Here is a 12,048-nt window from a genome sequence, read left to right as displayed (position 1 = left end):
GGTCGGCCGTCAGCGGGTCACCGGCAGGCCCGACACGAACCGCGGACCGTCCCCGCGGTGCTGGACCGGGAACGTGACCTTCAGCCCCTGCTCCTGGCCGGCCACCGACAGGTGGGTGACGTACTGCAGGCCCAGGAACGCCTTCTTGGAGTTGCCCGCGGTGACGTACTCGCGGGGGAGGCTGATGAGCAGCTTGCCCGGCTTGCCGCCTCGGTTGCCGTCGAAGAACAGCACCCGCTGGTCGGTCAGGACGATGTACAGCGGGCGGGGCGTGACCGTGGCCATCACGGTGCCCGCGCTGAGGACGCCGACCACGGCGGCCGTGAGCGCCTGCCTGCGGACGGAGACCGAGCCGACACCGGCCAGGGAGGTCAGCTGCACCTGCTCACCCTCGAGGAGCAAAGGGGTGGCCGCCTCGAGCAGTTGGCGGTTGCGGCGGGCGTTGAGGGCCATGGGACTCCGTAGACGAGAGGGACCGGTGCCGACGCGCGACGCGCCCGTCGATCAAGACGGGTGGAAAATAGGGAGGTCAGATGAACGCCGTATGTGCGGTCGGTAGGTGAACGGTCAAGTATCGGTCATCTTTGTGCCGCGCCGTCAGGTACGCGGTCGCTCCGGCAGAAGCACGCATGACCTGCGGATTCCCCGGCGGTCACACTGTCAGAGGTCTCGCTTAGGCTCCGCCCATGTCGTTCGCCTCCCCCGGTTCCTCCACATTCTCCGCGTCGCCCGTGTCATCCCCGTCCTCGGGCTCCTCCCTGCCCCCGCCCGACTTCGAGCTCGCCTCCGCCTACCCCGAGGTTGCCTGGGTGCGGCAGGCCGCCGCCGCGTGGGACTGGACGGCCCTGCGCCAGTACGTCGACTCCCTGCCGCCGGGCACCGACCGGGCGTTCGTGGTGCGGGTGATCTCGGAGGTGCCGGGCGTGGAGCAGTCCCTGCGCGAACTGGTCGCCGCCGCTCCGTACGACGTGTTCGCGCTGACCGTGCTCGGCGCCCGGGAGATCCAGGTCGGGTGGGGCATCCGTACCGCGGCCCGGGCCGAGCGGGTGAGCCGGGAGCAGTTCGCCGCCTTCCACGAGCGCCTGCGGGAGGCGGAGAAGCTGCTCATCCGGGCCACCGCGCTCGACCCCTCCCAGGACGCGGCCTGGGCCGAGCGGCTCAACACCGCCCGTGGACTCCAGCTCGGGCAGAACGAGGCACGGCGCCGGTACGACCGCCTCGCGGCGCACCACCCGCACCACTTCACCGGCCAGGCCCGTCTGCTCCAGCAGCTGTGCCCCAAGTGGGGCGGGAGCTGGGAGAAGGCCCACGGCTTCGCCCGGGAGTGCCTGCTGGGCGCCCCGGCCGGGGCGCTGAACGGCGGCCTGGTGGCGGAGACCCACGTCGAGCACTGGCTCGATCTGCCGGCCCGGCAGGGACGTACCGACTATCTGCGCCAGCCCCACGTGCACGCCGAGCTCGTGGAAGCCGCCGAACGCTCCGTCTCCCACTCGGAGTTCAGGCGTCCCTACGGATGGGTCACCGTCCAGGGGTCCTTCGCCGTCCTCTTCTCCCTGATCGGGGACCGGGCCCGGGCCGCGGAGCACTTCCGCGCGCTGGGCAACCTCGCCTCGGAGTACCCCTGGGCCTACCTCGGCAACCCCGCCGACGCCTACGTCAAGCACCGGGACGCGGCCCTCGGCCGCGGGTGACCCCTCGTCGCGTGCGGCCTTCGGCCGCGGGTGCCCCCTCGTCGCGTGCGGCCTTCGGCCGCGGGTGCCCCCTCGTCGCGGCCGGCGCGCCCGCACGCCGTACGCCCCGAAGAGCACCGGGACCATGCGGGCCATGCAGACCGAGCAGACCGAGCAGACCACGAACACGCCGAACAGAGGCCGAAGATGAACCCCCAGGCCGCGCAGGCCGCCCAAGCCGCCGCCGTCCACCTCACCGAGACCGACGGCATACCCACCCTCTTCGCGCACGCCGCCGGACCGATGCGCGCCGGACTCGTGTTCCGCGTCGGAGTCGCGGACGAGACGCTGGCCCGGGCCGGTGTCACGCACCTGGTCGAGCATCTCGCCCTGCACCGCCAGGGTCTGGCCGACTACCACTACAACGGCACCACCAAGGCCGCCTTCACCCACTTCCACGTGGAGGGCGCCGAACACGAGGTCGTCGCCTACCTCCAGGGCGTCTGCGCCTCCCTCGCCGCCCTGCCCATGGACCGTCTGGAGACCGAGAAGGAGATCCTGCGCACCGAGGAGTCCCGGCGCGAGCATCCCCAACTCCCGCTGTGGCGCTACGGAGCGCAGGGACGCGGCCTGGTCAGCTACCCGGAGTGGGGGGTGCGGAGCCTGGGTCCGCAGGACGTGGCGGACTGGGCGCAGACCCGGTTCACGCGGGGCAACGCCGTGCTGTGGGTCGCCGGTGAGCGCCTGCCGGCCGGACTCGCGCTCGGGCTGCCCGCCGGTCCGCGCCGTCCCCTGCCCGTCGTCACCTCCGCCCTTCCCGACACCCCCGCCTACTTCTCCGACGGCACGGGCGGCGTGCTGCTGGACGCCGTCGTCACCGACGGCACCGCCGCCCGGCTGTACGCGGGTGTGCTCGAGCGGGAGCTGTCCCGCGCCCTGCGCCAGGAAGGCGGCTACTCCTACACGGCGGCCACCGACTACACCCCGCGCCGTGACGGCTTCGCCCTCGTGACGGCCTTCGCGGACGCCCTGCCCGCCAAGCAGGACGCGGTGCTCGGCGGCTTCGTCGACGTCCTCGCCGCGCTCCAGGTGGGCCGGATCGGCCAGGCCGACCTGGACGCGGCCCGCACGCGGGCCGACGGCGCGCTGACCGCGTCCGACGCGGCCGTACGGCGGCTGCCCGGCGCGGCGGAGGACCTGCTCGCCGGACGGCCCTCGCGCACCCTCGACGAACTGCGGTCCGAGCTGTGGGCGGTGACGCCGGCGCATCTGCACGCCGTGGCCGTGGAGGCGGCGGGAACGGCGCTGATGCAGGTGCCCGGCGGGCACAGCGCGGACTGGGCCGGGTACACGGCGGCCCCGACGAGTTCGTCGTACGCCGTGACCGGGCAGCGGTTCGCCTCACGCAACCGTGACGGTTCGACGCTGGTCGTGGGGGAGGAGGGGGTCAGCGTGACGGAGGGCGCGCGGGACGGCACGGAGCGCGCGGCGACCGTGCCCTACCGCGCCTGCGCGGCCATGCTGAGCTGGCCGGACGGCGGTCGCCGGCTCATCGGCACCGACGGTCTGGTCGTCGACGTGGAGCCCGGTCTGTACGGGGTCGACGCACACACGATGGCGGTCGTCGAGGCCGCCGTGCCGCCGGCCGCGGTGGTGCGGCTGCCGCCGCGGCAGCGGACGCCCGCTCCGGAACCGGGGACGGAACGGGGGACGGAACCGGGGGCGGCCTCCGACGGGAGCGGCGTGAACGGCGCCGGTTCGCCGCAGCGGGGCGCGCCCACCCGGCGGACCGGCCGCCAGACGGCGGCCCTGGTCGTCCTCGGGCTGCTCGGCGGTCTGTTCGGCCTGCTGGCCCTCGTGTTCACCGTCTTCGGCGGCGGCGATCCGGAGACCAGCACCGGTGAATGGGTCGCGATCGCGGGCTTCCTGTGGGGCGTCACCGGGCTGCTGGCCTGGCCGGCCGTCTGGATCCTGCGCCGCACCCGCCGTGCGTGAGACGGCGTGACCGTGTCCGGGCCCGCCTCTTGTCGGCGGGTCCGCCCCTACCGCCCGTACGGGTAGCCGTACGGCTGGCCCTGCGCGGGCGGCGGGGGCGTCCCGTACATCGGCCGCGGTCCCTGGGCGCCCTGGGGCGGGCGGGGGTCGAAGACGGCGAAGAGCAGCATGGCCGTGGCCACCAGCAGGCACAGGAGGGCGACGGCGCCCAGGACCGGGTCGCCGTCGCCGCCGGACGTGAGGGACGCCCACGGCAGCGTCACGCACTCGTAGAAGAGGAAGGCCGCGAACGCCCCCCAGTCCGAGCCGCGGCCGCGGCGGATCGCCACGACCAGGAACGGGACCCAGATCAGCAGGCCCAGCGAGCCCCACGCCAGGATCGACCAGCCGATCCGCTGGAACCAGCCGGCCTCCAGACGCTTTTCCATGCTTACCCCCCAAGGCAGTGCAGGGGGTAAGACTAGGCCACCGCGTGCGCCGCCCAGACCCCTGTCAGGCCGTCTTCTTCAGGGACGCGACGATCTGCTGCGTCAGCTTCTTCGCCGTCGCCGCCCCGTTGTCGTGGCCGTCCGTCGACATCACGCTGACGACGTTGGTGCCGACGCGGGCGGCGATCAGCGTGGTGCCGTTCTGCCATGCGGTGTCGGTCAGGGTGACCGTGTAGGCCTCGTCGCCCAGGCCGGGAGTCGCGGCGCCGGCCACCTTCACCTTCGAGTGGGTCTGGGAGTCGGCGAAGCCGTCGCAGGCCGCGGCCGTCTTCTGCACCGCCTTCAGGACGTCGGACGCCGTCGTGCCGCGGTAGGCGTCGACCTCCTGGGCGATGTCCTCGGAGGTGTTCTTGCTGACGTAGTCGTTCTGCGCGAAGGACACCCCGGAGATCCCGGTGACCGCGATCCAGGCGGTGCCGCCCAGCTTCGCGCAGTCCGGCTTGGCCGCGGGGGCCGTCGACGGGGCCGTGTAGGTGTCGCCGGAGTCCCTGGCCCCGCTCGGGTCCACCGCGAAGCCGGCGGGGAAGAAGGACGCCGGAGCGAGCGCCTTCTTCATCTGCGCGCCGGTCAGCAGGCCCGCGTTCGGGTCCTTGGCGGGGGAGGAGGACGCCGACCCCTTGGCGGACGTGGCCTGCTGGGATCCGCAGGCCGCCAGGGCCAGGGGGAGCGCGGCCACGGCGAGGACACGGGCGGCGCGGGCGGTGCGGGACAGGATGTGCATCTGAGTCCTTCTGGGGAGAGCAACTGAGCCGGACGAGCGGCTGCTTGAGGCAGGGGAGCGGCCATCGGACCCTACGGCGTCCAGCGCGTGCACAGTACACGTACGGGTATGGGGTTGCTCAATAACAGGTCAAGAACGGCGAGTTGGCGTGCGCCGCGCACGTCCGCCACTAGCGAGACGGAAGTTTTTGCCGTTGCTTGAGGGAATCATGTGCTGAACAAGGGGCTCCGTTTCCCGTGTGCTGGGGCACCATCGGTTACTTTGCGATCCGCTACGGGCGCCGGGGAGAGTGCCGGCAGACGGACTCACGTGCGCCGTAAGCCACTTCAGGGGACCAAGCGACGTTTTTCAGCGGACGCACGACGCCCGACCGTCGTCGTACGCCGCTCCACACGCATGCGCGCGGACGAACGCGCGCGCACGCACAGATAAAAAGGGGTGGGCATGGCCGAGCACCGGCAGTCCAGGAAGCGCAGGTATGTCACGTGGGCGGCGGCCGGGGCGGCCGTCGTCGCGGGAGCCGGGATCGCGGCGCAGACCTCCATGGCCGCCACCACCTGGCCGGCGCAGAAGACGTACACCGGCCGTGCCTTCGACACCTGCACCGCGCCCTCCCTGTCCACCATGAAGGCCTGGCACACCGGGTTCTACGGCGCCGCCGCCGTCTACGTCGGCGGCAAGAACCGCGGCTGCAACCAGCCCAACCTCACCGCCTCCTGGGTGAAGTCGGTCAGCTCCATCGGCTGGAAGCTCATCCCGATCTACGTCGGTGCCCAGCCGCCGTGCCAGACCAGCTCCAATCCGGAGAAGCTCACCGCCTCCACCGCCGCCACCCTCGGCACCAGCGACGCCAACGACGCGGTCGCCAAGGCCTCGGCGCTCGGCATGAAGGCCGGCAGCCCGATCTACCTCGACATGGAGCCGTACGACATCACCAACAAGTCGTGCAACGACGCCGTGCTCACCTACGTCCGCGCCTTCGACAAGGAACTGCGCGTCAAGACGTACCGGGCCGGCTTCTACGGCTTCACCAGCTCCAGCGCCAAGGCCATCGCCACCGCCACCAACAAGACCGACCTGCCGGGCAACCTCTGGTACGCCCTGTGGGACAAGAAGAACACCACCACCACCGACTGGCCCTGGGGCTCAACGCAGTTCACCAACCACAGCCGCGGCCACCAGTACATGGTGAACAGCAAGGAGTCGCACGGCGGCATCACCCTCACCGTCGACCGCGACGCGTGGGACGCGCCCGTCGCCATCACCGGCTGACGCGGAATCCGAGAGAAGAACTGGGACAGGAGCGGGCGGTTCTCGTGGCCAAGCAGGTCAGACAGGTGACGCAGGCGCGTCCGGCGAAGGACGCGCGGACCCCGGAGGGCGGGCGGCTCGCCGGGGTGGGGCGGGCCGCCGGCACCTGGCTGCGCTCGCTGCGCGGGCGCACCATCGCCCTCGCGGCGGGCGCGGTGGCCGTCGTTGCCGCGCTGGTCGTGGCGGGCGTGCTGCTGCTCGGGCACGACGACCGGCCGCCCATCCCCGAGACCCGCGCCCGGCACTACACCGAGACCGACGCCTGCCTGCTCACCGGCAAGGACGGCATCACCGGCACCACCGCCGCCCGCGTCTGGCAGGGCATGCAGGACGCCTCCCTCGCCACCCACGCCCGGGTCAGCTACTCCCAGGTGAGCGGCGAGCAGAGCGTCGGCAACGCGCGGCCCTTCCTCAACGGGATGCTGCAGCGCTCCTGCGACGTCGTCCTGGCCGTCGGCCGGCCCGAGACCACGGCGGCGGCCCAGACCGCACCGCGGTACGCGAAGGTCGGCTTCGTCCTGGTCGGCGGCGGTGGCCGCTCCGGCGGGAACGTGACCACGGTCGCGGCTGGCGACGGGGTGCGCGCCGACGTGGCCGCGGCCGTCGAGCGGGCGGTGCGCGACCGGAGCTGAGCTGCGGGGCGGCGAGGCGGTGCGGCCGTGCGGCTGTGCGCGAGCGGGCTGAGCCACCGGGGTTGAGCCACCGGGGGTGCCGCGGTGCGCGAGCGAGCTGAGGGCCCGGGCGGCGAGGCGGTGCCCGAACTCGTGGTGAATCGTTGGTCCAATGGGTTGGCCGGAGCCCGGCCGCTGCCTACCATCGATCATCGCAAGACTTTGTGCACCGTCGCACAATCTCTCCTCGGGAGGCTTCCTTGCACCGCCGCCGTCGCACCGCGCTCGTCCTGTCCACCGTGATCGCCGCTGCGGCCCCCGCCCTCACCGCCTGCGGGAACGACGCCCACCCCGGCGCCGCCGCCGTGGTCGACGGGCAGCGGATCACCGTCGCGCAGCTGCAGAGCAGGGTGGACGAGGTACGGCGGGCGCAGCGCGCCGCGGTGCCCGACGCGGCGCAGTACGAACGGGTGGTCGCCCGGACCGGCACGCTCGCCCGGGACACCCTGCACCAGCTGGTCCTCAACCGGGTCCTCGACCGGGCCGCCCGGGACGCGGGCGTCTCCGTCAGCCGCCGGGAGATCCAGCAGATGCGCACCGGTCTCGAGCGGCAGGCGGGCGGCCGCAAGGGGCTGCAGACGGCCTGGCTCCAGCAGTACGGGGTGCCGCCCAAGCGTCTGGACGAGAACCTCCGCCTCCAGCTGGAGGCCCAGAAGCTGGCGACCAAGCTGCACGCCGACACCAGCCAGCCGGCCTTCTGGAAGGCCCTGTCCGACGCCTCCCGGTCGCTGCGCATCGACCTCAACCCGCGCTACGGCAGCTGGGACGTGCAGAAGAGCAGCCGTGTCGAGGCGAAGTCCCCGTGGCTGCGCGAGGTCTCCACGCAGACCACGCAGCAGACGGCCTGACGCGCACGCCCGATACGCAGGCCCTGACACGGGCGCCTGACACCCACGCCTTGCGCGCGCGGTCCGGCGGCGGTGTCCGCCCGGCCCCTGGCGAGCCCCCGCGGGGCCCGGCGGACCTCCGTGGACGGCTCGCGGGGCCGTCGGTCCCGTGCGTTACGTTCGGAGCGTGAACACCACCAGCATCGACGCCGCTCCGGACGCGCCGGCCGCCGCCCCCGGCCGCGTCGTCCTGCTCACGACCAGCCACCGGGTCGCCCCGGGCCTGCTGTCCTGGCCCGCCTGGCAGGCGCTGCACGCGGCCGACCGGGTGCTGTGCGCGGACGGCGCGCACCCGCAGCTGCCGTACCTGCGCGAGGCGGGCGTGGCCGTGGACGAGGCGGCGCCGACCGCCGAGGAGCTGGTCGCGGCCTGTGCCGGCGGCCGCACGGTCGTGGTGGTGGCGACCGGTGAGGGCGAACCGGCCCTGACCGACGGGCTCGCCCGTCTCGCGGGCTCCGGCCGGATCGTCATGCCGGAGCTGGAGCTGCTGCCCGCCTCCTACGACCTGCCGGGCGCCCGGTTGCTCGACCTGGTCCAGGTCATGGACCGTATCCGTGCCGAGTGCCCCTGGTCCTCCCGCCAGACCCACCAGGGCCTGGCGAAGTACGGCATCGAGGAGGCGTACGAGCTCGTCGAGGCGATCGAGGACGGCGACCGCGCCGAGCTGCGCGAGGAGCTCGGGGACGTCCTGCTCCAGGTCGTCTTCCACGCCCGTATCGCCGAGGAGGACCCCGAGGCGCCGTTCTCCATCGACGACGTCGCCGGCGGCATCGTCGCCAAGCTGATCCACCGCCATCCGCATGTCTTCGGGGAGGAGACGGCCGCCACCCCCGAGGAGGTCAAGGAGCACTGGCTGCGCACCAAGGCCGAGGAGAAGCGCCGGACCTCCGTCACCGAGGGCGTCCCGCTCGGCCAGCCCGGTCTCGCCCTGGCCGCGAAGCTGGCGTCCCGGGTGCGCACGGCGGGCCTGGACGTGCCGCTGCCGAAGGCGGAGGGCGTCGGCTACGAGCTGCTGGCGATGGCCGCCCGCGCCGAGGCCGGGGGCGTCGACCCGGAGGCGGCGCTGCGCGCGGCGGCCCGCGCCTACCGCGACGCCATCAGGGAGACGGAGCGAGCGGCCGCCGCGCGGCCGGATAACGTCGAGGAGTGACCGCCCAGCCCCCACCGGACCACCCCGGACCCGCCCAGCCCCCGCCCGGCCAGCCCGCGTCGGACCGGCCGAGCCCAGATCAGCCCGCATCGGGCCGGTCTGCGCAGGGCCGGCCGACCCCGGACCAGCCCGTGCCGGGCCCGTCCACGGCGGCCTGTCCGGCTCCGGACGAGCCTGCCTCGGCCCGGCAGGTCCCGGACGATCCCGCGCAGGGCCGGCCGACCCCGGATCAGCCCGCGCCGGGCCCGACCACGGCGGCCCGTCCGGCTCCGGACGAGCCCGCGCCGGACCGGCCCGCGCCCGGGCGGCCCGACCCCGGCGGCCCCGCCCCCGAGCTCTTCACCTGGGAGTTCGCGAGCGACCCCTACCCGGCGTACGCCTGGCTGCGCGAGCACGCCCCGGTGCACCGCACCCGGCTGCCCAGCGGGGTGGAGGCCTGGCTCGTCACCCGGTACGCCGACGCCAGACAGGCCCTGGCGGACCAGCGGCTGAGCAAGAACCCGGCGCACCACGACGAGCCCGCGCACGCCAAGGGCAAGACCGGCATCCCCGGCGAGCGCAAGGCCGAGCTGATGACCCATCTGCTCAACATCGACCCGCCGGACCACACCCGGCTGCGCCGGCTGGTCAGCAAGGCGTTCACGCCCCGCCGCGTCGCCGAGTTCGCGCCGCGTGTGCAGGAGCTGGCCGACAACCTCATCGACCGGTTCGCCGAGCGCGGCACCGCCGACCTCATCCACGAGTTCGCCTTCCCGCTCCCCATCTACGCCATCTGCGACCTGCTCGGCGTCCCGCGCGAGGACCAGGACGACTTCCGGGACTGGGCGGGCATGATGATCCGGCACGGGGGAGGCCCGCGGGGCGGGGTCGCCCGGGCGGTGAAGCGGATGCGCGGCTATCTCGCCGACCTCATCCACCGCAAGCGCGCGGCGCTCCCGGCCGAGCCCGGTCCGGGCGAGGACCTCATCTCCGGTCTCATCCGCGCCTCCGACCACGGTGAGCACCTCACCGAGAACGAGGCCGCCGCGATGGCCTTCATCCTCCTCTTCGCGGGCTTCGAGACGACCGTCAACCTCATCGGCAACGGCACCTACGCCCTGCTCACCCATCCCGGGCAGCGCCGTCGGCTGGAGGAGTCGCTGGCGGCCGGGGAACGCGGCCTGCTGGAGAGCGGGGTCGAGGAACTCCTGCGCTACGACGGCCCCGTGGAGCTGGCCACCTGGCGGTTCGCCACCCGGCCGCTCACCATCGGCGGCCAGGACATCGCGCCCGGCGACCCGGTCCTCGTCGTCCTCGCCGCCGCCGACCGGGATCCCGCGCGCTTCGCCGACCCGGACGTGCTCGACCTCGGCCGGCGCGACAACCAGCACCTCGGCTACGGGCACGGCATCCACTACTGCCTCGGCGCCCCGCTCGCCCGGCTGGAGGGCCAGACCGCGCTCGCCACCCTCCTGACCCGGCTCCCGGACCTCCGACTCGACGCGGACCCGGCTGACTTGCGCTGGCGCGGCGGGCTCATCATGCGCGGCCTGCGCACGCTGCCCGTCCGGTTCACGCCCCTTGGCTGAGTACGGCAGGTGTCGTCCCCCGGCCGGTGCGCCGGTGAAGGAAAAGTGACACGCTCTCAACTATGTGATCTTCACGTGATCTGCGCGGCATGAACTTGTGACAAGTGATCGGCACCCGCTACGTTCACGCTTCAGCGTGGCGGAGAGCGTTTCCCGCCGCGCCGGTCACCGCTGTCACGCGAAAGGCTTCCGCATGCTCCCCGGGAACGGCCGTCACCGTCGCCCCCGCCAGGCCCCGGCCATCCTCGTCGCGGCCGGTGTGACCGGATCCGCCATCGCCCTTCCGCTGCTCGCCGCCTCCGGCGCGAGCGCGGCCGAGGGCACCACGTGGGACAAGGTGGCGGAGTGCGAGAGCGGCGGCTCCTGGAGCGCCGACAACGGCAACGGCTACTACGGCGGATTGCAGTTGACCCAGGACGACTGGGAGAAGTACGGCGGCGTCTCCTTCGCCCCGAGCGCGGACCAGGCCAGCCGGTCCCAGCAGATATCGGTCGCCGAGAAGATACTCGCCGACCGGGGTCCCGGGGCCTGGCCCACCTGCGGTCTGCTGTCCGGCCTCACCAAGGACTCCGGCGCGGCGAACGTCGACACCGGCCTGGGGGGTGACTCGTCCGGCTCGTCCGACTCCTCCGATTCGTCCGGTTCGACCGACTCGGGACTGTCCAACATGGCGCCGGGCATCTCCCATTCGTCCGGTTCGTCCGGCTCTTCGCGCGACAGGTCCGGTTCGTCCGGCTCCGACGAGTCCAGCGCTACGCCCTCGACTTCGCCCTCGTCGTCCTCGCCGTCCGGCGCGAAGGGTGAATCGGGCAAGTCCGACACATCCGCTGATGCCGGTGCATCGCATGACTCCAGCAGCTCACCCTCGATGTCTCCCGAGGTGGACTACTCGGACAACTACGCCCAAGTCGGCGGTTCTTCCGCGCTGGTGGACACCGGCTCCATCGGCGGCGGCCGGCACCGCGGCGGCAGCGCGGCCGAGGACCCGGCCGACGTCCGGTTCGACACCTCCTCCGGCCGGCACGCCTCGCGCGGCGACGCCGACGCGCGCGCCACGGTGGACGACTCGTACACCGTCCGTGCCGGGGACTCGCTCGCGTCCATCGCCGACTCCCTTGACCTCGACGGCGGATGGCGTTCGCTCTATGCGGCGAACAAGGATGCGATCGGCGCCGACCCGAATCACATTTTCGCCGGTCAGACCCTTGATCTCCCTACCGAAACCACCCAAAAGTAGGGGGAGTTCGGGGAGCATTTAGCACCTAATGTCCGATTAGGTGAAAGTGTGGGATGGGTCTCAGAAGCCCTGATCGTCTTTGAAATTCCCCGGATCGCGTGCCTACGGTCGTGTCCGCTCGTCACCACGAGCCCCGGCTGTCGCAACGCCGAATCCTGCCAGCGGCCGCCCGGGACCAGTCGTCGCGTCATGCGCCGTAGGCAGGAGCGGGGGACCCAAGGTAAGTGCCGTGTCCGGCGGTTGAGCCGGACCGGCTAGGGGTGAAGCCGTGCGCCGCAAGGGGCACGGCCGGGCAACTCAACCGGCCCGAACCCGACAGCTCACCTCGCAGGCGTCGGTGAGGGGATCCA

11 protein-coding genes and 1 riboswitch are annotated in these 12,048 nt (G+C 72.9%); of the genes, 8 read left to right on the top strand and 3 right to left on the bottom strand.

Features of this window, described 5'->3' with window-relative positions; all coding sequences use genetic code 11:
• Positions 1–9: 9 nt before the first annotated feature.
• Positions 10–453 (bottom strand): hypothetical protein, encoded by a 444-nt coding sequence (locus tag ACF1A5_RS18480; protein ID WP_392193907.1) that lies wholly within the window; start codon positions 451–453, stop codon positions 10–12.
• A 233-nt stretch (positions 454–686) separates the two neighbouring features.
• Between ACF1A5_RS18480 and ACF1A5_RS18475 the strand changes: the two genes are divergently transcribed.
• Both ACF1A5_RS18475 and ACF1A5_RS18470 read left to right on the top strand, forming a co-directional pair.
• The gene (locus tag ACF1A5_RS18475) at positions 687–1,691 is read left to right on the top strand and encodes a hypothetical protein (protein WP_392193906.1); all 1,005 of its coding nucleotides are present in this window, start codon (positions 687–689) and stop codon (positions 1,689–1,691) included.
• 186 nt (positions 1,692–1,877) lie between these two features.
• Positions 1,878–3,665 carry an insulinase family protein gene (locus ACF1A5_RS18470; RefSeq protein WP_392193905.1) on the top strand — a complete coding sequence of 596 codons (1,788 nt, stop codon included), beginning with the start codon at positions 1,878–1,880 and terminating at the stop codon, positions 3,663–3,665.
• A 47-nt stretch (positions 3,666–3,712) separates the two neighbouring features.
• Here the strand turns inward: ACF1A5_RS18470 and ACF1A5_RS18465 are convergent, their stop codons facing one another.
• Entirely contained in the window at positions 3,713–4,093 is a 381-nt protein-coding gene (locus ACF1A5_RS18465) for a hypothetical protein (RefSeq protein ID WP_392193904.1), read from the bottom strand.
• Positions 4,094–4,157: 64 nt separating this feature from the next.
• Positions 4,158–4,874, bottom strand: coding sequence for a hypothetical protein (locus tag ACF1A5_RS18460; RefSeq protein ID WP_392193903.1), 717 nt, complete (start codon positions 4,872–4,874; stop codon positions 4,158–4,160).
• A gap of 444 nt (positions 4,875–5,318) precedes the next feature.
• On the opposite strand from ACF1A5_RS18460, the gene ACF1A5_RS18455 reads away from it, so the two are divergent.
• From ACF1A5_RS18455 to ACF1A5_RS18430, 6 genes are all read left to right on the top strand, one after another.
• Entirely contained in the window at positions 5,319–6,146 is an 828-nt protein-coding gene (locus ACF1A5_RS18455; RefSeq protein WP_392193902.1) for a glycoside hydrolase domain-containing protein, read from the top strand.
• 44 nt (positions 6,147–6,190) lie between these two features.
• Positions 6,191–6,817: a hypothetical protein gene (locus ACF1A5_RS18450; protein WP_392193901.1), complete on the top strand. Its 627-nt coding sequence runs from the start codon at positions 6,191–6,193 to the stop codon at positions 6,815–6,817.
• A gap of 239 nt (positions 6,818–7,056) precedes the next feature.
• On the top strand, positions 7,057–7,704 hold the full coding sequence (locus tag ACF1A5_RS18445) for a SurA N-terminal domain-containing protein (protein WP_392193900.1): 648 nt from the start codon (positions 7,057–7,059) through the stop codon (positions 7,702–7,704).
• Positions 7,705–7,870: 166 nt separating this feature from the next.
• Positions 7,871–8,893 carry a nucleoside triphosphate pyrophosphohydrolase gene (locus tag ACF1A5_RS18440; protein ID WP_392193899.1) on the top strand — a complete coding sequence of 341 codons (1,023 nt, stop codon included), beginning with the start codon at positions 7,871–7,873 and terminating at the stop codon, positions 8,891–8,893.
• A gap of 131 nt (positions 8,894–9,024) precedes the next feature.
• Entirely contained in the window at positions 9,025–10,461 is a 1,437-nt protein-coding gene (locus ACF1A5_RS18435) for a cytochrome P450 (protein ID WP_392193898.1), read from the top strand.
• Between the two features lie 193 nt (positions 10,462–10,654).
• Positions 10,655–11,698 carry a transglycosylase family protein gene (locus ACF1A5_RS18430; protein ID WP_392193897.1) on the top strand — a complete coding sequence of 348 codons (1,044 nt, stop codon included), beginning with the start codon at positions 10,655–10,657 and terminating at the stop codon, positions 11,696–11,698.
• A gap of 182 nt (positions 11,699–11,880) precedes the next feature.
• Positions 11,881–12,047, top strand: a riboswitch (cyclic di-AMP (ydaO/yuaA leader).
• Position 12,048 lies beyond the last annotated feature (1 nt).

It is taken from the genome of Streptomyces sp. NPDC014864, from assembly GCF_043081525.1.
GTDB lineage: Bacteria > Actinomycetota > Actinomycetes > Streptomycetales > Streptomycetaceae > Streptomyces.
Note: the sequence above shows the minus strand (reverse complement) of the source record. Positions and strands in the feature narration are given on the sequence as shown.